We start from the raw sequence: 21,943 nt of genomic DNA on the forward strand, positions 1-21,943 counted from the left end.
CGTCAGTGTGGACGCGCGGTGCTGCAATATGCTCCGTAGACGCGCCATTTGTCCAACGGTGCAAGGCAGGCTTCCACGTTCCAGCTCACGCCGACGAAACCGGCGTGTTCTTCAACCATGTAATGAACGGATTGATAGCTGCCGTCGGAAAGGCTTGCCTTGCCGCGACAGAAGCGGCGTGCAAGGGGACTGACGTCGTTGGCCCGATAGGCGACTTCCGTGATCTCATCGATGCTGAGGATCGTGCGGCCGCCGTAGTAATCTTTCCTTGCCTTTGCAACGGAACCGGCAACTGCGCTTTGAACGGAACCTGCTGTGCAGTCTGGAAGCCGAGGCTCACCGCCAAAGGAAAAATAGGCGCGGTGCTCGTCGGCAACCACGGGGGTGGCCAGGCTTGCGCAGGCGGTCATGACAGACAGGATCAAACGGGCGGAACGGGCAATACGCACGGCAATAACTCCGAAGGCAAACTGAGTGGAGACGATGGGCGAGCAGAGGTGCAACGTCAAGCGCCGATAGGAGCAAAAGTGCCCTATGGCGCAATTATTCGGCGATCACCTGTTTGACTTGCCAGCTTGTTCCAGGCCCTTGACGCAGAATGTCACACAGCCACGGCAGCAGAACCCGCATTTCATCCGCAAGAGTGAATGGCGGGTTGATCAACGTCATCCCGGATCCGAGCATTCGTGTATCAGGGCCGCTTTTCCCGACATTCAGTTCTATTGCGAGCACGTCGCTGATACCGGATGCTTCAAAAGCTTCGTGCATTCGGTTGATCGCTTTTGCATCCTTCATTGGATACCAGAGCGCATAGGTTCCACTCGCCCACTTCCGATAAGCCTTGCTTACTGCCTGTGTCATGCGATCAAATTCATCGGTTGCTTCATATGCCGGATCGACCAGAACAAAGCCCCGTTTCTCTTTTGGCGGCAGAAAACTTCCCATGGCCATCCAACCATCGAGATGAATTGTCTTGACCTGAAAGTCTCCTTCAAAGTGGGCGGACAGTGTTTTGAAGTCAGCCGGATGCAGTTCAGTCAGGCTCAACCGGTCAGTCTTTCGCAACAATTGCCGCGTGAGGCCGGGTGACCCTGGATAGATCGTCAGGTCACCACTCGGATTGAGATCGCGGACCACGTCGAGCCAGGGGGCTATAAGAGTTTCAACTGAAGCAGGTGCATCTGCCGCAAGGACTTTCCCGATCCCTTGCTTCCATTCACCCGTTTTCTGGGTCTCTTTCGAGTTCAGATCGTACTGGCCAATCCCGGCGTGGGTGTCCAGGACCCTGAACGGCTTGTCCTTGCGTTGAAAATAGACGATCAACCTGGTCAATACGATGTGTTTGAGCACATCGCCAATGTTTCCAGCATGGTAGGCGTGACGGTAGTTCATTGAGCACCTTCTCCTGGAGAAGGCTCCGGATCCCGTTTCATGTAGATAACGGCAGTGTTTGTGTGATCCGCTTTGCCGACTTCCTGAAAACCGAGGCGTCCGTGAAACCGCAAGGAACCCGGGTTCGGTGGGCGCTCATTGACCTCGCACAGGAATGAACGTCCCGTCCCGGCGAAATGCCGGAAAAGTTCCGCATAGAGCGCGTCTCCAATTTTTCGGCCTCGCAGTGTTTCGTCAACGAAGATGCGGTCGATATAGGCAAAACTGGAAAAGCGTTCGCTTACCCAGACATAGTTTGGGCTGCTGTAGTCGGCACCATCGCCCATGCACAGGAGAAGGCCTACTGGTGCGTTGTCGATTTCCGCCACAAGATTGATCAACGCGCTGTTGATCAAGTCCAGCATCGCTTCTGCGCTCAGTGCGCTCACACCTGGCGCTGCAGCATTGTTCAGTGGAAGCAGAGTTCCAAGGTCCCCGGGTAGAAATGGGCGGACCCGGACTGGCGTGATTTCATTGTCCATTGGTGGTTCTTGTCAGATAAGTTAACGAGGGTATTCGGCCGAAAGGCCGTACCTATGGTTATTGAAGAAGTCCATTCTGAGGCCGGAAAACGACAAGGGCGCAGCAACGCTGCGCCCTTAGATTGTTCATGTCTGTGCAGTTAAACCGTGATCGGAAGTCTATTCCTCGACAGGTGCGCTGTCGTCTTCCGAGGGTCCGCCGTCCTCTTCCACGACCTGCAGGTTCACCGCTTTCGGTCCTTTGCCACGACGGTCGGGTTCGGTTTCAAACGAAATCCGTTGCCCGCTGTCCAGCGAAGCCATACCGGAGCGTTCCACCGCTGAAATATGGACGAACACATCCGCGTCGCCTTCATCAGGTGTGATAAAGCCGAAGCCTTTGTCCGTCTTGAAGAATTTTACGGTGCCAGATTGGCGTGGGCCGCGTTCAACCGGTGGGCCATCTCCGCGAGGGCGCTGTTGACGGAAGCCGTCGCCATCACCACCTTCACGATTGCCGTATCCGCCACGACCACCGCCATAGCCGCCGTCCCGGCCACCACCGCCGTAACCACCGCCATCACGACCACCACCGCCGTAGCCGCCGCCTTCACGACCGCCGCCGCCGTATCCGCCACGGCCGCCGCCGCCGCCATAGCCACCACGACCACCGCCGCCGCCATAGCCACCACGACCACCGCCGCCATCACGGTCACCGTAACCGCCGCGTCCGCCGCCGCCTTCGCGATCACCACCGCCGCCGTAGCCACCGCGGCCCCCACCGCCGTAACCACCGTCTCGGTCACCGCCGCCGCCGTATCCGCCACGGCCGCCGCCATATCCGCCATCCCTATTGTCGCGGCCGTAGCCGCCACCAAAATCATTGTCACGTCCGCCCCGGTAACCTCCGCTGCGGCCACCGCCATAATCGCCACCGAAGTCGCTTCCGCCAAAATCACTGCCGAAGTCTTGCGGACCGCCAAACTCGCGTTTGCCGCCGCGTCGACCACGCGACCGCCGGTCCGAATCGCCATCGTGCATTACTAAATCACCTTAATTTCTGTGCCGCACCGACACATCACACCCAATCTCACCCGCCTTCACAGTCGAGTCACTTCGCCAAGACGCACCCGGTACGTCTGTTCAACATTCTGGGATAGGGCTGAAACACACCTGCCGCATCCCTCTCCAGCCGCTGCGTCATCATCATAAGGGCGAGAGAGGCAAAATCGCAAGAAATTCCTTGGTCCACGGCCTAATTGGAGGCGTTTTTGGTCGGCCAGGTGTTTGACCAATTGGACAAGTCCGGGGGTGTACCGTCACAGGTTTTTCGTGTCGCTTCTTCCAGCAGCACCAGTCCTGTTCCGTTCCAGCTCCACCGGTTCCAGAGCCCGCATTCGCCGACGCCGGAGCCCTTAAAGTAGCTTATAAGTTGCTGATCTGCCGGGATCCATCTTGCGTTGTAGATCAGATCCGATGCAATCGGCCCCTTTTCAGACATGCGAGCGACATGCACCTGACGCGCGGCTCCGTCCTTGCCAGAGAGCACGGCAACATAGGGACTGTTTATGGCGGTGGGTGCGCCGCACGGAATAATATAAAGCGATGACGTGTCTTCAAGAGGCACGCGGACGGCGTTGAGGCTCGCGAAAATTGTCGGGTCAATTTCGGAGCACAGCCTGTTGGCGGACCAAACGGCGGCGACTTCCGGCGGCAATTGATCTGCGCTGACGACCGGGACTGCATGCGGAGCATCTTTGGCAGGCTCATCGCCCTTTGAGATGATTGCGGCAACGGTGCCGGTACGATCCTGCCGATTGTCGAGCCAGAGCAAGCTGGCCTTCAGGCCTTGCAAGGGAACAGGGACAGCAACGGGATCTGCATCTCCCACGGGGGGCAATTGAATTGTCAGTTCCCGGCCGGAACGCATGGCCTCCAGCAATGTCACTGTGGCAGGGCCCGTCGGATACCAGAAACCTTCACCGCCGAGCGGGCGGAAGCCTGCAGGAGGTGTCACTGCGGTCTGCATCTCGCGCAGTTGCTCGATCGGCAGCGCCTCAATAACGCCTCCATCAACTTCAAACTGTAGTGTTCCGTCCTGAGGCAGCTCCGTGTTGGTCGTCAGACGCACCAGAGGTTGGGCCTCTGCTTGCCAATCACGAACGATCCGAACATCCACCCAGACGGATTGGGACCTGGTAAAGGAGGACGCAAAACACACACCCGTATTGCCGCAGTCAACGGTCCAGCCTTCAAAACTGGGAGCCGTTCTGCCGGGCTGCGCCATTCCCGCCGAGGCGGGGACAAGGGCTGCCGCCGTTGTTATCAGCAGTGTTAATAGTCTTCGCTTCATATGGTTCGGATACCCGATTGTGGCTGCCGTCTTCTCAGCGGTCTTGTCTTCTTGTACGAAATGCTTGCGGCAAGGTGAAGCCGCTTATGATCATATTCCTAATAACGGCCTGTGTTGTCCCGTATTACTTATAATGCCGGAACTTGGGTTTCACGAGAGGAGGCGGTTTTGTCGCAAGAAGAAAATGGACCCGACGGCCAGGACGGTGACGAGATGCCGCCGATCCAGGTCATGGTTATTGTCGTCACACAGTTTCAGCAAAACTGCTCGCTGATCTGGGATCCGGCGACGATGAAAGGTGCTGTGGTGGACCCTGGTGGCGATGTCGAGCGCATTCAGGCTGCAATTGAAAAGCAGGGTGTCAGCGTCGAAAAAATTGTGCTCACTCACGGTCACATAGACCATGTGGGCGGCGCAGCTGACCTTGCTGCTGCGCTGAGTGTGCCTGTCGAGGGCCCTCACGAAGCCGACCAGCCGCTGATAGACAGGATCTCCGACCAGGCTGTGCAATTCGGTGTGGATGGCGTCAAACCGGTTATGCCGGATCGATGGATGGTGGAAGGTGATCAGATCGAAATTGCCGGAAGGACATTCGATGTTCTGCATTGCCCGGGTCATTCGCCCGGTCATCTGGTTTTCTTCGACAAGGAACTGCGGTTCGCCATCTCCGGCGATGTGCTCTTTGCAGGTTCGATCGGCAGAACCGATCTGCCTGGAGGCGATCATGCGACCTTGATCAAATCCATTCAGGAAAAACTGCTGCCGCTCGGTGACGATGTCTCGTTCTTGCCCGGCCACGGCCAGGCATCGACACTGGGACAGGAACGGGAAACAAATCCGTTTCTGACCTAGTTCGACACACTGTCTAAGATTGGGTTGTCAGAGCAAAGCCCGAAGGTCATCGATGCGATCGTTGACCAGCCAGCCATAATAGTTCTCGCGGGGCCAGGATCTTCCGGTTCTGCGGAACTTGGCAGCCCGGCTCCAGGGGTCGCCGAGATTGTAGAGGGTCGCCGTCAGGCCCGGATTGTTCGAGATGTCGACTTTGCCAACGGATTTATAAGCTGCAATCGCGTCCTGAATGATCGCCGCCATGTAGTGGAGCGAGATATTCGGATCCATGGTGGCCTTATAGACTTCCTTCGGCTTGGAAGCTTCGAGCTTGCGATAGTTGCTCTGACGGGCAACTCGGTCGGTCATCTTGAGAACGGTGAGTGGGCTCAATTGACCCAGCCCGAAACTCTGACCTGAAAACAGCGGCTGAAAAAACGCTTCGTTGAAGTTCTTCTTCGGATACCGAACGCCATCAACCCTGCGGCCACGAAACTTGCTGTTCCAGACATTCTCATAGCAGGACCAGCGCCTGTCGCTGCTCTTTTGAATGTGGTCCTTGCTGCAGCGCTCAAACTGTGGCCGTTCGACAAATGTGTCGACATGCTCGCCATTCAATTCGAACTCGAACCTGATGCCGGCATAGGCGAGCGCCTTGACGTAGTACGATTGAGCGCTGTCGAGTGTGTCGTAATTGTAGGTGTGTTCGCCGACAATCGCGCCGATGAGATGGATTGGGTCTATGCCGTAGCGCTTGGACACGCGCTTGATGGAACCTAACAGCCGGCGGTCGCGCTTGAGAACCGACAAGACCTTGTTGAACTTGGCATCGTAGCTGGATTTGGACGCATTGGTGCGGCGGGAGGAAGCAAACGGGATCTTGGGTTGGGACTTGTATCTGTTTCCCTCGGGGACCGCGCGCACGGATTGGGCCTGCGCTTCGACCACCGGCATCAGGTGTGTCGACACCGGGTTAAATAGCAACGCCAATGCAAGGCATCCTGTCGCCAGTCTGGATGTGAACCTTAGCGGGCCGGTCTTCCTGCACATTGTGATCGCTCTGCGATTGACGTTGTTGTTAATGTTTCGCCGAACAGAACCCGGCAGCGCCTCGAACCATAACGGTTTCACATAGTTCGCTGAGCGCGACTGTAAATAACTCATTTTTCAGATTGCCCCCAGAAAAAAGCACCGCCACATACAAGATGCAAGCGGTACGCTTTTCTAAGTCGGGGACATCAACAAAGAAGTGATGACTATCACAAGGTTTCGGAATCCTGCGATCAGTCCGATCACCCCCCCATCAACGACACTAGTGCACCTCCATGGAGAGGTGGGATCACAGGTGAGTTATGAACACGCCTCTTAGTGAAATAGACCAAGCCGTTTTCAGAGCTGTACTTAGCCTAGGCCTTGCCTAGACCAGCCGCTGTCTTCGGTTTCTGTTGGTCCGTCACGAAGGTTGATTTGAATGTCTTGTCTGCATGATCTGTCACCACTTCGAACGATCGTCTGCATTCGTTGGCTTGTCAGTCGAAAATGTAACCAACGCCTCGAACTGTTCGAATGATTTCCGGCTTATCCGGATTGGGTTCGATTTTTCGCCGGATGCGCGAAATTCGCAGGTCGATGGATCTGTCGAAAGGCTCCCAAGCCTTGTCATGTGCCTGTTCAAGCAGCTGGTCCCGATTGAGTATCCGTCCACGGTTGGCCGCAAATACACGTAACAGACGGAACTCCATGGCAGTAATGGTTACTTCATTGCCATCAGGCCCAAACAGACGAGCGCTATCAACATCAAGTCGACAGGGCCCGAATTGCACCGCTCCTTCAGGTGCTTTGGACTTGTCCTTCGCTCCTTGGCCGATTTCATTTCGACGAATTGTCGCCTTGATCCGCGCTTGAAGCTCACGAAGATCGACCGGCTTTACAAGATAATCATCGGCGCCGAATTCCAAGCCGAGGATCTTGTCGACCAGTTCACCTGCGGCCGTCAGCATGAGAACAGGGACAACAGACGTTTTTCTCAATTCGCGCAGAGCTGTCAGCCCGTCCTTGCCTGGCATTTTGACATCGAGCAACACGAGATCCGGTTCCCGCTCATTCATCAGAACGAACAAGGACGCGGCGTCCTCAGCTTGTCGGATAAGATAGCCACACTCACTTAGATGATCGCTCAGCATTCTTCTCAGCGGTGCCTCGTCATCACAGATTATGATCTCGCGACAGTCCTCGCTCATGTAGTTTTCTTTCTTTGTTCAACAATCTGTTTCAACAGCAGAAGGAGATCTTCCTTTGCGATGGGCTTTTCGATATGTGGACATCCGGTCGAGCTGAAAAAGCGCTGAATTTTGTCACTCATAGTGTCTCCTGTGACAAAACCCACCCGTTGGGCCGCTTCCGGTGCGATGACTTCCAACGCGTAGAAAAATTCCGCGCCGTTAATGCCGGGCATTTTATAATCGCACAGAATGGCATCGTAAGACTGAGCCTCTGCCTTCCGTAGTGCTTCTCTTGGAGAGACACCCTTCGTTGTGTTGTACCCCTCTTCTTTCAGAATATCGTAGAGAAGTTGAGCAACGCCAACATCGTCCTCAACAATGAGAACCGAGAAATTCCCAGGGGCAACTTCCTCTTTGACACGCGCCTTGTTGGCTTCCGTTTGGTCCGTCACGGCGGGCAATTTGACGGAAAATCGTGTTCCTTTTCCCGGAGCTGATTTCAACACAAGTTTTCCGTCATGGTTGGCGACGATGCGATGACTAAACGCGAGGCCGACCCCCGTGCCCTTGCCGACATCCTTGGTCGTGAAGAAGGGCTCAAAAATGCGCTTTTGAAGATGCGGAGGGATACCTGGCCCATTGTCTTCAACGTCGACGACCACCCGCTTCGATCCTGCCTCGAAACGTGTCCGGACGGAGAGCTTGCCCGCATGTCCAAGAGGTTGAACGGCTTGCTTTGCGTTCGTGATGAGATTGCTGAAGACCTGTGCCAGCTGATCGAAATCGCCAGAAACCGGCGGCACGCTCTGGTCGAGTGTGCTTGTTAGGATCGTACCGCTGGACGTTAGTCCGTAGCTTGAGACTTCGAGGACGATGGCCAGCACGTCGTTGACGGAACAGAGCTCGACCCTCGCTGGCCTGCGACGCGCCATGGACAAGAACGTTCGAACGATTTTTGTCGCCCGTTCTGCGGACTGGCAGATCAGGTCAACGCGACCTGCCTGAATTGGGTCGGAGATCTTGCCCTGAAGCATCTGGGCGTAGCCGGAAATTACAGAAAGTGGATTGTTGAGTTCATGTGCAACACCTGCAAGAAGTTCACCGAGTGCGGAGAGTTTCTCGTTTTGGTGGACAAGTTCGCGTTGACGCTCAAGCTCAGCCTGCATGGCAAGTTGATCGGAAATATCCCGGGTGGAGGAGACGATGACATCCTCGCCCTTGTAATCGGTGACCCTGGCAGCTGTCAGACCTTCCATGATGGATCCGTCAGCTCTGCGGAACTGGACGCGATAGTCGTCAAGTTGACCCGTTGGCAGCAGGGCTCTTAGATACGCCTCGCGATCTTCCGGCTTCAAGAAGAAGCTGAGGGTCGTCTGGATATTGCCGAAGCGTTCCCTGGAAGCAGGTGGACAATAGATGATCTTCCCGTCGTCGACCCGGGAGACTAGAAAATTCGCCGGACAGGCTTCAACGATCTTTCGCAGCAGCATATCGGCTTCGCGTTGTTCTTCTTCCGCGCGGAGCTGCTCCGTGACATCCATAAAGGAGACCAGATAGCCGTTCAGTTCGGTCTTGTGCGCAGAAGCAAGCAGTGTTGCTCCGTTTGCGAGTTTCAGGGTTATCTTTTTCTCATAGGTGCGGATGGTGTTTTCGAGCTCTTCCATATAGGCGGCCTCTTCAAGGCCTTCTGGAATGCACATCACATCGGCTTTGAACAGCCGCCGCATGATACTGACGACATTCTCGCCAATTTCGGGTGCGGGTATGTTGCTGAAAAACATGCGATGCCATTCGCGGTTTGCCATCGAGAAGTTGAGGTCAGCGTCGTAGAGCACCAAGCCCTCATCCAGAGACTGGATGGCATCGTTTAGAACAGAGAGACTAAGCTCCTCCGCTTCGATCAAGGCAGTCGTGTCGGTTACTACGATCACTCTGCCATCGTCCTGAGTGACGGCCCGTTCCACAAAAAAATGGCGGCCATCTTTAAAACTGACCTCCATGGACGCGAGCGTTTGACGCTGTTCCTGAGCGGCCCTGCTGAAGTGTGCAGCAGCATCGTTTCCAACTGGCTGTCCCTTAACGGTGGCGATGTGGTGGGCGAGAATTTCTATTCGTTGCTCATCCGACAGCGCGAGAATTTCGTCGACACTTAGTTGGAAAGGGGCGGCGAAGGCCTCGTTGCAATGTGTGAAGCGGCCATCTGCGCTTTCAATGGCAACCCCGACCGGCAGGCGAGCGACCACGTCGGTAAACAGACGTTCGGCTTTGAAGCGCTCAGTGATATCGAGCACGGTTGCGACGACGCCGCCGCCCTTGAGGCGGGTAAGCGTGATAACTCTGTACGTGCCGTCAGCTACCTTAATGTCGATTTTGAGGGTGCCGAGTTCATCGAGGGTCCGAAAAATTTGCGCTGGTCCGCCGGCTGGCCCTCGAATGATGGTGACGTGGCCGTCGCTCATGGCGCGCTGGATGACTTCCGACATGGGAGTGCCTGGTTTCAAAACATCCTTGTGTGGTCCAAGCATGTTCGCATACTGGCTGTTTGCGTATACCAAGCGCCGGTCACTGTCATAAAGCACAAAGCCTTCATCGAAAGCCTCAATTGCTTCGAGCAAAACATGTTCGCCGATTTTGTCCTGTGAATGAGGTCGGGTAACTTCCCGCAATTCGGTCAGGAAATTGCCCTGCTTGGTTTCGCTGGAGGTTGCTTGCAGTACGCGGCCGTCGCGGTGACGCAGGTAGGCATTTCCATCACTTGCCATTTTTTCTTGCAGATCATTGGCAAACTGACCTGGATCAGTGTCGGCTAGAATGTCGAAGCAATCATGATCGACTAGGTCTGTGAAAATCTCTTGGAAACCTCTGTGGACCGAAAACAGTCTTGTGTCGTTTTCAAAGACGCGTTCGCGAAAAACTGCATTGGAGGAAATCAGACGCCAGGTGCGGTCCCAGAGCGCGACACCTTCTGAAAGGGCCTCGAAACCGTCCAAAAGAATGCTGGACGACGGCTGGTCGCCACCCGTCCCTTGGAGGGAGGCGGCAGGTGACCCCAGATCCGAAACAGGTTCATTTTCAACGATATCGTTTGAACTGTCTGCAGTCATATCCCGCACCTTGTTTCATTTCGTCTGGCATTTGATGCAGCCATCATGGTGCTGCTTGAAGCTTCGGTGCACTCTAGGACATTGTTTTTGTTTGCATAGGTTTCACCCCGATAAAGCAAGAAAGGCGGCGGGTTTTCCCGCCACCTGACATCTTGCAGTACCGAAAGTTAAATGATGAACACGTCCGACTGGGCATCAAGGTCAAGATGTCCAAGCAAGATGACGGAGACATCTGCGTTTTGGCCGGCATCGTCCCGAATGTGAACCACCGTTGCATCTCCGATACCGTCAACGTCGAAAAACGTGTGCTCAAAATAAGCTTCAGCACCTAGGCCGTTTGAGAAACTCGACTGTTCTCCGAGGAAGTTCGCGCCGCCAAAACCCTCGAAAAAGAGCATGTCACCGCCATCACCGAAATCGAAGATGATGTCCATCGGATTGCCGCCAGCACCACCGCTGTCACCGGACTGGAAATGGAATGTGTCCCAGCCTGAGCCTCCGAAAAGGCCATCGCCAAAGTTGAAACCCTGGCTGTTGGTTCCGCCACTGATGAAGTCGTTGCCTTCACCGCCATTTATGAGGTCAATGCCGGCACCTCCGTAAAGACTGTCAGCTCCATCCTCGCCATAAACCAGGTCGTTGCCGTCGCCGCCATATTGCGTATCGTTGCCGATCCCGCCATACAATTTGTCCCGGTCTTCACCGCCGAACATCTGATCGGCTCCTGACCCGCCATTTATTGTATCTTCTCCTTGCTGCCCATAGAGGAAGTCGTTGCCGCCGTCGCCATTGACTTCGTCGTCGCCTTCGCCGCCGTAAAGGGAGTCATTGCCCCAACCGCCGTTCAGGACGTCGGCACCATTCTGACCCCACAGGATGTCGTTGCCGTTGGCGCCCGACATAACGTCATCGCCATTCCCGCCCTGCATGGCATCAGCGCCAATTCCGCCATACATGGTGTCGGCGCCGTCGCCGCCCCACATCAGATCGTTGCCGGAACCACCGTTCAGATTGTCATCGCCGTCTTCACCATAAAGCCGGTCGATACCGCTGCCGCCGAAAAGGGTGTCGTTTCCTTCTTCGCCGAAAAGGGTGTCGTTTCCGGATTCGCCGTAGAGAGTGTCGTCGTCCCGGCCACCGCGGAGAGTGTCGTTGTCGCTACCGCCGTAGAGAATGTCGTCTCCAAAGTCGCCATAGATCAGATCCTCACCGTTGCCGCCGTAAAGTCTGTCGTCACCAGTGCCACCACTGATCACGTCATCGCCGTCCTGACCATAGACGCGGTCATTGTGCCGGTTTCCGTAGAGGCGATCGTTTCCATGACCGCCATAGAGGAGATCATCGTCATTTCCGCCATAAAGATAATCGTCACCGTGGCCACCGTTCAGCAGGTCGTTTCCGCCGTCGCCTTCCAGAGTGTCGTTGCCGGTTCCGCCGAGAAGTTCATCATCGCCGCGCCAGCCTGACAGGTAGTCATCACCGGTGCCGCCATTGAGGGTGTCGTTACCATCATGACCGTAAAGTTTGTCGTCGCCGCTATCGCCGTTAAGTCGGTCTGCGCCGTCTCCGCCATAAATGTAGTCGTTGTCGCTGCCACCGTAAGCAACATCGTTGCCGCCGTTGAGCCAGAGATTGTCGACGCCACCGAGACCGTAGGCAATGTCGATGCCATCGCCACCGGCATAAAAATCGTCACTATACCAGTCGATCCAAATGGTTTGATCCAGCGGCTGGAAATCTCCAGCCTCAAAACTGGGTTTCGACGGAAAAGGTTCAAACTGGTTGGCTGCGCCCAGTTTTTTCAGGTTTGAACTTAAATTTGACTGAAGGCGAGACATCGCGCTGGCAAAGTCCGATTCCAGTTCGGCAATGACGTTCCAGTTTGCAGACTCTTGATCGTCAGCTTGAGAATTGGCCAATCCAAGTTGCTTGAGATTGTTTTGCAAGCGGCCACGCATTGCGATTGGTTCCTGACCACCTTCGCTCTCGAACTCGACATCGATGCTTTGGCTTTCACGCCCGGTGCGTTGGCCATTATCGTCGCTGAAAATGGTGTCACGTCCTTGCGTTTCTGAGATGAATTCCTCAGTTTCGCTGGCTTTGGCACCCTCTCTGAGGTTCTCAGAAGGTCGCAATAGTTCAAATTTACCGGTATTGGCAGGAGATGTGTTTGCTCGGCCAGTTAGCCTGGTAGACATTTCAATATTCCTTCAAATGTATGCAGATCTTTTGCTGCTTTGGGTTCAAACTGTCCTGCCCAGTTCCGCTTTGAATTCGATAGCGGAGCAGCCATCTTCAGCGCTGGATGTATCTGCTGGATGTTTGAATGAAGGAAGAAACGTCTTAATTGTAAGCCACGTATCAGCAGCTGTTTCACATTTGATACAAATGATACTTTTCGACAGGCGTAGATTTGAGATGGCTTCGCGAGCTCAACTCGTCGGACAACCTGTGTCCGGATTAGACCTGCGTTCAATCAGCGATCTAAATCAGTCTTATCTTGTCGCTCTGGTTTCAATGCTCTGATGCTGCTGGCTGGGCCCATGTGCAGCCGCACGGCCTTTGGAACGCCGAGAAAATCATAGAATGCGCGATGCTGCCGAAGGCCACAAAGTTCTCTCTGAATGGTGACGTGCCAGAGCGCTTCACTTGCCTCAGCAAGTTTTGCATGCCGGTCTTCCGGTGAACGGTCAAGGTCTGTTTCGGCCTTCTTCAACAATTCGAGGGCGGCCTCCAGCTTCTTGTTCAAGCGGGAGAGGGTTGAAGCCTTTTCGTTCAGAATCTCTTGCTCAAGTGCCGCCGCCAACGGGTCCTTGTCGGACATCAATGTCTGTCTCGGCGGTCGAACACTCATCTTGCTGGTTCCATCTGCAGGCTTCTTCCAGGAAAGTCACACAGGGGATTTGTTCAGGGCAAGGTCTTTTTCGAACCAGAGAAGCCCGATGAGGGCAAGAAGTTTCAAAACGCAAGGAACACCGGCATAGGTGACACTGAGGAGGAAACCGAGTTCAGGTGTCATGGTGCCGCCCGGCTGGTATCCCGCCAGTCCAAGAAGAGGCAGCGCCAGGCCGGTCGCGACCGCAAGTGCGCCCTTTGACTGAAACGCCATGACCGAGAACAGTCTGGAGGCATCGGCCTGCCGGCTGTCTTCGTCGATATGATCAGCCAGGATTGCTGGTGGTAGAGCAAGATCGGCGCCGAGCGCCAATCCTGACAATGCGCATACGAGGGCGTAAGCTGTGATGTCACCCGGCTGCAAAAGAGCTGCCCAGCAGAAAGTCAGGATTGCCGCCCCGAGTGAACACTGCCAGGCGCGCATTTTTCCAAGACGGGCTGCGAACCATGTCCAGATCGGCATGGACAGCGCTCCAGCAAGGAAATAAATCAGCAAAAACAAACCTGTAAAGGACTCTGCTTCCAGACGGTCCCGGATGAAAAATAGCACCAGAACAGCTGGAATAGCGCTGGCGAATGTGTTGAGGAAGACCATGCCAAAAAACAGCGCCCGCCAACGATCGCCGATCAATTTCAGCCATCCGGTTCCACGAACATTTGGCGGCGGCTCGTTAACGGGCGTCTGCCGCATCCAGCGTAAAAGGAGCCAAAGGGCGATTGCCAGGAATGGCAGATAGACCAGCGACAGCCAGTGAAAGGCGGCCTCCTTGCCGCTGAGACCTGCCAAAAGCGGCGGGGCAACGGACGCGGCCAGCAAACCGAGCAGCCCGACAGCTTCCCGGCTGGCAGTTACTCTGGTGCGGTCCCGGCTATGGGTTCGCCACAGGCCGCCAAGCGTCTGGAAATTGATCGACACAACAGAAAAACCGGTGGTGCACAGCAAGACTGAAACGGCAAACCACAGCAAGGGGATCTGTTCCATGGGATGAAACAGCATCCAGAAACCGGCACCCAGCAGTACCGCACCTGCACCAAGGATCACTCCGCGGCGATGATGGAACCTGTCGCTGAGGCTGCCGATCAAGGGGTCCTGAATGGCATCGAACAAACGAAGACCGAGTAGAACAGCACCAAGCGCGGCGATAGGCTGTCCAAGCGTTACCGCGTAAAAGTCCGGAGCATGCAGGTAGATTGGCAACCCGGCGAAGGCCAGGGGAAAGGCCATCGCGCTGTAGATAGCCAGTCCTGAGATTGTTACAGGTGCAGTTCCGGCCTGAAAAGAAGACCCTTGAGTGCCTTGCGCGCCTTCAGCTTGAAGATCTGCTCCAGGCGAAGCTGCGGTATCCATGGATGCGTGCTGTGAGTGATCAGTGTCTGCCGTCACGAACCGCTGCCGACAAGCTTGGCGCGCAATTGCGGATTGCGTGTGCTGTTACCGAGCCAAATCGAGAAGAACTTGTTTGTGAAGGCCGCGTCGTTGATCGAGCCCAGTTTGCGGTTGCCAAGGTAAAAGATAGTACTTCCTTTTGCCGTGCGTACCCCAATGATTGATTGACCGGAGGAAACATTCGGGAAGATCGATTTCATCTGCTTGGTCCAGCTGTCCAATTGCTGCTTTGACACGCCGCCCTGACGTTTGATTTCCTTGACAGAGCTTGACGTGATGTCTTTGCCTTTGAAATTCCGAAGGTAGGTGAGTTTCAGAGCGAAGGGAGTTGACGGTCGGTAACTGCCGCCAGGGGCGTAAAGTTCCGCATCGAAGACCTTGAACCCCAGATAAGTCATTCGTCCCTTGCCCACCAGCTCGGCAGATGGAACAGATCTGGCTGCAGCCCCGAGGTCGGCCCGCGCGGTATCCGGCATAACAAGAGCAAAGGCGAGCAGCAGGCCGAACAGAGCCGTTGCCGGCCAGCGAGATACTTTTGTGGTGAGACGCCGGGTCATGTTCTTTCCTCCAGACGGCAGTTCTGCCTTGAGTGACTGGACTGCCTACGAGTGAGAACGGTTGCTAGATTTGCAAAAATGAACTGCCGACTTCACGCGTTCGTGAATTTAGCGCTCAAGAGCCCGTTGAACTGTTACGCATTTAGCGAATCCGGAACAATTATTTGCCTCTCATGTTTTCTTCGATTTCGCGATGCACTATACTGTCGTCCAGAGACAGGCTGCTTCCTTTTGGGAACCTGCGGCAGGAGCTGCGGTTATCAGCAAGGAAATATTAGCAAGTCGACGATACGCCGATATGAATATTTTGGCGGTACTTCCAAAGAGACAGTCAAAACAATGCGTCCGGAGAATACGGCGGCAGCTTAGGCCAGTGCGATGAGTGAGATTGACCTAAAACCGAAACAAAAGACCAAGGTTCAGCGGCCAAAGCTTTATAAGGTCGTGCTGGTGAATGACGATTACACCCCGCGTGAATTTGTGGTGCTGATTTTGAAGGCCGAATTTCGGTTGGATATGGCGCAGGCTGAGGTGGTGATGATGACGGCCCATCAAAAAGGGGCCTGTGTTGTTTCGGTCTATCCGAAAGATGTAGCGGAGACGAAGGCGACGCGTGCGATTGATGCAGCAGGGCAACTTGGTTATCCGCTGCAGTTCACGGTCGAACCAGAATAGTTTTTTGCTTTCTCAGTCTCTGGTGTCTCACGACGCAATACGCGATTTCCACCGAACCGACTGGAATGCGAGTGAGGTCATCGGAGACAGGTCTGGTCGTCAGTTGCCCGACGCCGGCGGATCAAGCATGTCCTCAAAGAACCAGGCTGTGAGTTCGTTTCGACTGGAAACACCCGCCTTCCGGTAAACAGACGAGGCCTGTTGGCGAACGGTCTTTTCTCGCGTCTGACGAAGTCCTGCTATTTCCCGGAAGGACAATCCCTTCAACATGCCGATGACAACATCCTGTTCGCTGCCGGTCAGGTTCCAGGCGTCAAACTGTTTCTGCATCACGGCGCGGTATTGCCCTGCAAGTTCAGGGGATCTTGAATCAAGCCGGGCAAGTTGACCGCGCGCCTTTTGGAGTTGTCCACCAAGATCCTTCAAAGCGTTTTGCTGTGCGCGGCGATCAATAACAAATCCCGCCAGCACCAATGCGCTCACGGCCAGCCTTGCAATGTCGTCAGCCATTGAGTGCAAGGTTTCTCCACTCATGAATTCTGAGACAATTTCAATAATGCTGGTGCCAAAAACAATGAGCACGAAGACAGCAAACAGTGTTTGCCAGTGGCGAAATGGCCCTGACGGGTCGATCATGTATCGTTCCTTTTCGTTTCCCGAATAGCCATGCACCAGTCGGTCGAAGCGTTAAATTGACCATATGCCGGATGTTTCAGACTGAAAATCGGGCATTTGTCCGATGGATCTTGGTCCGCTTGTCAATCAGAGATCTGAACAGCTGCTTCCGCATTTGCGATCATCTGCAATGTCGACTTGGCGGCAATCAACGAAGTCTCATGTGATCTGAGGACAAGCATGCCATTTTCTCTGTCTCGGCGACATTTTATTGCCGGAAGCGTTTCCGCATTCAGCGTCGGTTTTACTTGCCCTGCCTGGTCAAACATGCAGCCGACGCGATTGCCGATACCTGAACTTGTCGACGGCACCAACGGCGACCCTGTCGATCTGCAAATTCGCACTGGCAAGCGCGCTTTTTTGCCGGGGTTGGAAACCTCAACGCTCGGGATCAGCCAGGACTATCTGGGTCCGACACTTCGAACGCGCCGGAACAGTGAACTCAATTTGAGTTACACCAATTCCTTGAGCGAAGGCGTCGCCATTCATGGCCACGGATTGCATGTGCCTGGAATTGTCGATGGAGGGCCGCAGCTTGAAATCGCGCCGGGAGATCAGTGGCAGCCTAGGCTGTCGATCCTGCAGCCGGCCGCGACCTGCTGGTACCACTCTCATACGCACGGTAAGTCCGGTGAGCAGGTTTATCGTGGCCTGGCTGGCATGATTATCATCGATGATGAGGAGAGCGATGCAATCGATTTGCCCTCTCGCTATGGCGTCGATGATTTGCCCGTCATTATCCAGGACCGAACGTTCGATGCGCAGGGTCAGTTCGTATATTCCCTGAACGAGGCCGGGGAAGATGGGTGGTTCGGAGAAACCGTGCTGATCAACGGGGCCATCGCACCATTGGTTGCTGCCGTGCCCGCCGGTAAGGTGAGGCTTCGGGTGTTGAATGGAGCTAATGCCCGGTTCTACGTCCTTGCATTTGCGGACAACCGAACCTTTTTCAAGATCGGCAGCGACGGTGGTTTGTTGGCGGAACCGGTCCCCATGACAACAATGGAAATGTCGCCGGGCGAGCGCTGCGAGGTTGTCGTTGATCTATCAGACGGGGCTTCAGCTGAATTGCTTGTCTTTTTCGAAGATGAGATTGACGCCGAAGAAGAAGGGCTGATCAGCGGCTTGCAAAACATTTTCAGTGAAACCAATGCGCCTTCAACAAATTGGTCTTTGAAGCTGAATGTCGATCAGGCTCTTGTCGCTCACAAGGCTCCGTTACCCGACGTCCTTGCATCAATTGTCCGGCCCGAAGAGGCCGAGATAGCGAATGTCCGCGACTTTGTCCTCGATATGGAGGATGGCGGTGATCATGGAGCGCATGCAGGTCACGCTGCAATGGATATGACCATCAATGGCGCAGCGATGGATATGTCCGTCATCAATGAGCGGGTCAAACGAGGTGTCTGGGAACGGTGGCGGGTCCGTTCCAATCAGGGCGCCCACCCGTTTCATGTCCATGGATGTTCGTTCCTGATCGAGCAGATGGAAGGCTCTGTCACGCCTCCAGATCAGCAAGGTTGGAAGGATACGGTGGTGCTTGATGATGACGACTGGTCCGAGTTTGTCGTGCGGTTTGATCATTCGGCAACGGAGCAACACCCGTACATGTATCACTGCCACATTCTGGAACATGAAGACCGCGGCATGATGGGCCAATTCACGGTCACCTGATCAAACGGCCAAGATAATATGCGGCATGTTACGTTCCGTGTGTCCCATTCAGTCTGAAATTCATTCGGCGAATGTTGTGAGCAGCGCGACACTTTTGAAAACGCCGGTCGAACCGCCGTTGTTTGATCCGGCGTTGGTCCTTGCTGCCAACAACGGCACACCGATCGCCGGGCTTTTCCCAAAGGGTCGTTGGAGTTGATGTTGTATGCTGAAACTTTCTAGAAAACGGGAGGTTTCTCGCTCCTCGAATGCGCTTCTGTTTTGCCGAGAGTGGTTGAATGCCCCTTTGCTGGTCGGCGCTGTCGCACCTTCCAGTCTGGCCCTTGGTACTGCAATAACCAAAGGAATTGACGTTGCATCCGCGCCAGTTATTGAGCTTGGGCCAGGGACGGGTGTGTTTACCTCAGCATTGCTTGCTTCCGGAATTCCGCAAGATCGCTTGGCACTGGTGGAAACAAGCGAAAAATTCAGCAGCATTTTGGCCGCCCGGTATCCCGGAGTAGCCATCATCAGATCGGATGCGGATCGACTTCGGCACATCACGCCATTCGGAGGCAACGGAGCAGGAGCGATCGTATGCGGGCTGCCGCTCATGTCCATGACGCGCGCCAAAGTCATGCGAATTGTCAGCAACGGATTTTCAGCGTTGCGGCCGGGCGGGGTCTTTCGTCTCTTTTCCTATATGCCCGTGTGTCCCGTATCGGGCAATACACTTGACCGTCTTGGCCTTGCCGCAAACAAGGAGGCGTTCGTCCCAGCAAATGTGCCGCCTGCTTGCGTTTATACGTTGCAGCGCAAAGACGAACTCCTCTGAGGATGGGGGCGAAAAAGCTTTGAGCCAAACAGGGAGCTGTTGAGACTGGTCACTGGCACGAAAACTGCTGTTCCAAGCAAATAGACAAGCCTAGGAACAGGATCCGTCCCACTATGAAACGCGATGCGAAAACGGTTGCACCGGAACAGAACACTTCCTATCGCAAAATTGTCGTCACGGGTGGGTTGGGCTTTGTCGGGGCCCGGGTGGTGTCTCAATTGGCATCAATGAATAATGTCGGAGAACTCGTTATCTTTGACCGTGTGACCTATGCGGCGGATTTCCGGCGGCTCGGTTATCCCTTTTCGGGAAAAAATCTTCCAATTCTGCGCGGCGATATCCGCTCGACTTCGGACGTTTACAAGGCACTGGAGGGTAGTGACGCAGTCATTCACCTTGCTGCTGAAACGCATGTGCCTCGATCGATTGCAAATCCCGAACTCTTTTTCGAAGTCAATGTGGTTGGAACAGAGACATTGTTGAATGCGGCCTGCGATCTTGGGGTCAAAAAATTCATCCATGTCAGCACACATCAGGTCTATGGCTCGGGCAGGGATCTGGTCAGGGAAACCGCGCCACTTAGACCCGAAACGCCCTACGCAACGTCGAAGGCAACGGCTGAGGAAGCGGTTATGCTTGCAGCGCAAGCCGGGCTAACAGCAACAATCCTGCGGCCGGTCACGACGGTTGGGGCAGGTCAGCATGCGGAAAAGAGAATTCCGCGCCTGGTGATAGAGGCCCTCAAACGGCAGCGGCTCTCACTTGAATCAGATGGCCGGACTGAACGTTCCTACCTGCCTGTCAGTGATCTGTCAGATGCCATCTGCCAGGCTCTTTCTTGGCCATCTGCAGAAAACCTTTCGGTCTATAATCTTGGTGGCGAAGAGCGTTTGTCCGACCTGCGGGTGGCAAAGAAGATTTTTGACCTTGTGGGCACCCAAACAGGTTTGCGATTTGCGAAGGAACAGGGACGCGGTGAAACGGCCGGTCGTTTGAATGACAAAGCCATCCGGGCGCTGGGATATCGGCAAAACGGCAGTTTTGATGATGAACTCAAGGCTCTTTGCGGCGCTTACCTTTCACGGGCAGACCGGCTGTTGCAGGCCAGCTGATTTCCCACCCGCCATTTCCTGCGAGCGCAAACAAAAGCGGCCTAGAAAACTTCAAGACCGCTTTGATTTTCATATAGCCGCGCTGGTAATTTCGATGATCTAGTCGCGGAGCTTGACGATCTTGTCGTTGCCACCGCCCGGCGTGTCATCATCGGGGTCGGTCAGGTCGCCAGCCGCGTCGCTCGCATTGTCCAAATCCATTGGCTTCAGATCGTCTGAGGCCGGTTCGGTGATGCCGAGTTCGGCCGCCGGATCAAAGCCCTCTGTGATGCCGAGTTCTTCCGCCGGTCCTTTGCCTTCCATCGCCATCTGGTAGTTGGCGATCACGGATTTAAGCTGAACAATCTGTTCGTTGGCCGTATCCACCTGGATCTTGTAGCGCTGCAGGCGTTTGTTCTCTTCGACGAGATCTTCCAGATTGTCGGCGAATTTCTGGTTCTGATTCCGCTGGTGGTTCAGGTCCGTCAGCGCGGAATTGTAGCGCAGATTGAGTTCGCGCAGCTTCGCGGTGGTTGCCATCAGCTCGTTGCGGTCTTTTTCGTGGTTCTTCTGCGCACTGTCGAGCAGGTGTTCGATTTCCTGCATGCGCTTGAGAAGGTCACGGCTGCGGTCCTTCAGCTGGGTGTTCTCGCGTGCCATTTCCTGCAAGGACTGGGCGCCGATCCGCCGCTGAGACGACAGGTTCTCAATTTCAGCGTTGAGGGCATAAACCTCGTTGTCGTGTTTGCGCTGTTCTTCCTCAAGCCGCGATTTGGCATAGACCAGTTCCTGATTTGCGACGTCGAGATGAGATTTCAGGTCGATGTTGTCGTTGCGGAACTCAACAAGCTCACGCTTGGCCGATTCCAGTTCGCTTGAGGCCTGGTTGTTCTTGCGGATCTCGTCTTCCAGCAGCTTTGCGCTTTCAGACAGGTTCTGCTGTAGTTCCTTTTCGCGCAGTTTGAACGCTTCAAGATCGTTTCCAAGGCTCTCTGCGTGCTTTTCAAGCGTGTCGTGCTTGGCTTGAAGATCGTTAAGCTGACCCGACAGGTCTGCGACTTGCGCATTGGCGTCCACCAGCTTTGCGCTTTGCTGGCGGTGGTCTTCATTGACCTTCTTGTTGTTGTCGCGAATGGACACAATATCATTGCGCGCGGTTTCCAGGGCCGTGCGGGTTTCTGTTGCGCGTTTCCGGAGAGAATGCACTTCCGCCTGGGCGTCTTCCAACTGCGTTGTCAGCGTCTTGATCTTGTGCTCGGCGTCCAGAAGATCGGTCGAGATCTTGGCGTTTTCGGACTTCAGTCGAACCTCGGTCTCAACACTTGCGCGTGAGGCCTCCAGATATTCCGCCATCATACGGATCGAGGTCTGGCTTTCCGCCGCAAAGGCCGCCATCTGATCGAAGGTCTGGTTAAGGCCGCCAACCCGCGACTTCAGACCGTCGAGCTGGTTCATTTTCTCCTGCATCTTGAGCGCAAAAGGTGAAAGCTGCTCAACATTGCCGCCTTGACCTGGAGCCGGTGTTGCCTCTTCTACCTGCTGGCTTGCTGTTGATGTCTCGACCCGCTGCTCCTGGTCACTCCCAGGGCGCGTGGTTTTCGAGAAAATGCCCATTCCTGTCTCCTGACTTCCGCGCCGGCGCCGCACCGGCGAGATACGTAAACTTTAACTCTTTATTAACTCATTTGTCGTGGGCGTTTCAACGACTCACGAGTGCTGAACGCCACAATACCTTGCAAAGTGTTACCCCTAAAAGACAGATATCCCCGGCAT

At 54.9% G+C, this 21,943-nt stretch carries 19 protein-coding genes; 5 read left to right on the forward strand and 14 right to left on the reverse strand.

The window, feature by feature from the left end:
• Positions 1 to 2: 2 nt before the first annotated feature.
• The 5 genes from K1718_RS08815 to K1718_RS08835 form a co-directional block, all read right to left on the reverse strand.
• Entirely contained in the window at positions 3 to 449 is a 447-nt protein-coding gene (locus K1718_RS08815; protein WP_209006882.1) for a hypothetical protein, read from the reverse strand.
• Positions 450 to 543: 94 nt separating this feature from the next.
• Positions 544 to 1,392 carry a 23S rRNA (adenine(2030)-N(6))-methyltransferase RlmJ gene (locus tag K1718_RS08820; protein ID WP_265683865.1) on the reverse strand — a complete coding sequence of 283 codons (849 nt, stop codon included), beginning with the start codon at positions 1,390 to 1,392 and terminating at the stop codon, positions 544 to 546.
• On the reverse strand, positions 1,389 to 1,913 hold the full coding sequence (locus K1718_RS08825; RefSeq protein ID WP_265683867.1) for a GNAT family N-acetyltransferase: 525 nt from the start codon (positions 1,911 to 1,913) through the stop codon (positions 1,389 to 1,391). Before K1718_RS08825 ends, K1718_RS08820 begins: the two co-directional genes overlap by 4 nt.
• Before the next feature lie 159 nt (positions 1,914 to 2,072).
• Positions 2,073 to 2,933, reverse strand: a complete 861-nt coding sequence (locus K1718_RS08830; protein ID WP_274706380.1) for a cold-shock protein — start codon at positions 2,931 to 2,933, stop codon at positions 2,073 to 2,075.
• Between the two features lie 214 nt (positions 2,934 to 3,147).
• Complete coding sequence (locus tag K1718_RS08835; RefSeq protein WP_265683870.1) at positions 3,148 to 4,245, reverse strand: DUF1176 domain-containing protein; 1,098 nt, start codon at positions 4,243 to 4,245, stop codon at positions 3,148 to 3,150.
• Positions 4,246 to 4,458: 213 nt separating this feature from the next.
• Between K1718_RS08835 and K1718_RS08840 the strand changes: the two genes are divergently transcribed.
• Positions 4,459 to 5,097 carry an MBL fold metallo-hydrolase gene (locus tag K1718_RS08840; RefSeq protein WP_152504198.1) on the forward strand — a complete coding sequence of 213 codons (639 nt, stop codon included), beginning with the start codon at positions 4,459 to 4,461 and terminating at the stop codon, positions 5,095 to 5,097.
• A 27-nt stretch (positions 5,098 to 5,124) separates the two neighbouring features.
• Here the strand turns inward: K1718_RS08840 and K1718_RS08845 are convergent, their stop codons facing one another.
• The 7 genes from K1718_RS08845 to K1718_RS08875 form a co-directional block, all read right to left on the reverse strand.
• Positions 5,125 to 6,126 carry a DUF1402 family protein gene (locus K1718_RS08845; RefSeq protein WP_152500584.1) on the reverse strand — a complete coding sequence of 334 codons (1,002 nt, stop codon included), beginning with the start codon at positions 6,124 to 6,126 and terminating at the stop codon, positions 5,125 to 5,127.
• Positions 6,127 to 6,605: 479 nt separating this feature from the next.
• Positions 6,606 to 7,316 (reverse strand): response regulator, encoded by a 711-nt coding sequence (locus K1718_RS08850; RefSeq protein WP_265683873.1) that lies wholly within the window; start codon positions 7,314 to 7,316, stop codon positions 6,606 to 6,608.
• The gene (locus K1718_RS08855) at positions 7,313 to 10,402 is read right to left on the reverse strand and encodes a PAS domain-containing hybrid sensor histidine kinase/response regulator (protein WP_265683875.1); all 3,090 of its coding nucleotides are present in this window, start codon (positions 10,400 to 10,402) and stop codon (positions 7,313 to 7,315) included. The genes K1718_RS08850 and K1718_RS08855 overlap by 4 nt, the downstream gene beginning before the upstream one ends.
• 167 nt (positions 10,403 to 10,569) lie before the next feature.
• Positions 10,570 to 12,600: a calcium-binding protein gene (locus K1718_RS08860; RefSeq protein ID WP_265683878.1), complete on the reverse strand. Its 2,031-nt coding sequence runs from the start codon at positions 12,598 to 12,600 to the stop codon at positions 10,570 to 10,572.
• Between the two features lie 278 nt (positions 12,601 to 12,878).
• Positions 12,879 to 13,256, reverse strand: coding sequence for a DUF6665 family protein (locus K1718_RS08865; RefSeq protein WP_265683880.1), 378 nt, complete (start codon positions 13,254 to 13,256; stop codon positions 12,879 to 12,881).
• Between the two features lie 36 nt (positions 13,257 to 13,292).
• Complete coding sequence (locus K1718_RS08870; RefSeq protein WP_265683883.1) at positions 13,293 to 14,681, reverse strand: MFS transporter; 1,389 nt, start codon at positions 14,679 to 14,681, stop codon at positions 13,293 to 13,295.
• Entirely contained in the window at positions 14,678 to 15,241 is a 564-nt protein-coding gene (locus K1718_RS08875) for a chalcone isomerase family protein (RefSeq protein WP_265683886.1), read from the reverse strand. The genes K1718_RS08870 and K1718_RS08875 overlap by 4 nt, the downstream gene beginning before the upstream one ends.
• A 378-nt stretch (positions 15,242 to 15,619) precedes the next feature.
• On the opposite strand from K1718_RS08875, the gene clpS reads away from it, so the two are divergent.
• The gene (clpS, locus tag K1718_RS08880; RefSeq protein WP_152500589.1) at positions 15,620 to 15,916 is read left to right on the forward strand and encodes an ATP-dependent Clp protease adapter ClpS; all 297 of its coding nucleotides are present in this window, start codon (positions 15,620 to 15,622) and stop codon (positions 15,914 to 15,916) included.
• A gap of 99 nt (positions 15,917 to 16,015) precedes the next feature.
• Here the strand turns inward: clpS and K1718_RS08885 are convergent, their stop codons facing one another.
• The gene (locus K1718_RS08885) at positions 16,016 to 16,552 is read right to left on the reverse strand and encodes a helix-turn-helix transcriptional regulator (protein WP_265683888.1); all 537 of its coding nucleotides are present in this window, start codon (positions 16,550 to 16,552) and stop codon (positions 16,016 to 16,018) included.
• 219 nt (positions 16,553 to 16,771) lie between these two features.
• Between K1718_RS08885 and K1718_RS08890 the strand changes: the two genes are divergently transcribed.
• From K1718_RS08890 to K1718_RS08900, 3 genes are all read left to right on the forward strand, one after another.
• On the forward strand, positions 16,772 to 18,265 hold the full coding sequence (locus tag K1718_RS08890; RefSeq protein ID WP_265683890.1) for a multicopper oxidase domain-containing protein: 1,494 nt from the start codon (positions 16,772 to 16,774) through the stop codon (positions 18,263 to 18,265).
• A gap of 205 nt (positions 18,266 to 18,470) precedes the next feature.
• Complete coding sequence (locus K1718_RS08895; RefSeq protein WP_265683892.1) at positions 18,471 to 19,079, forward strand: class I SAM-dependent methyltransferase; 609 nt, start codon at positions 18,471 to 18,473, stop codon at positions 19,077 to 19,079.
• A 113-nt stretch (positions 19,080 to 19,192) separates the two neighbouring features.
• On the forward strand, positions 19,193 to 20,191 hold the full coding sequence (locus K1718_RS08900; RefSeq protein WP_265683895.1) for an NAD-dependent epimerase/dehydratase family protein: 999 nt from the start codon (positions 19,193 to 19,195) through the stop codon (positions 20,189 to 20,191).
• Between the two features lie 99 nt (positions 20,192 to 20,290).
• Here K1718_RS08900 and K1718_RS08905 read toward each other — a convergent pair whose 3' ends face one another.
• Positions 20,291 to 21,784 (reverse strand): coiled-coil domain-containing protein, encoded by a 1,494-nt coding sequence (locus K1718_RS08905; RefSeq protein WP_152500594.1) that lies wholly within the window; start codon positions 21,782 to 21,784, stop codon positions 20,291 to 20,293.
• Positions 21,785 to 21,943 lie beyond the last annotated feature (159 nt).

The organism is Roseibium porphyridii (genome assembly GCF_026191725.2).
Taxonomy (GTDB): Bacteria; Pseudomonadota; Alphaproteobacteria; order Rhizobiales; family Stappiaceae; genus Roseibium; species Roseibium porphyridii.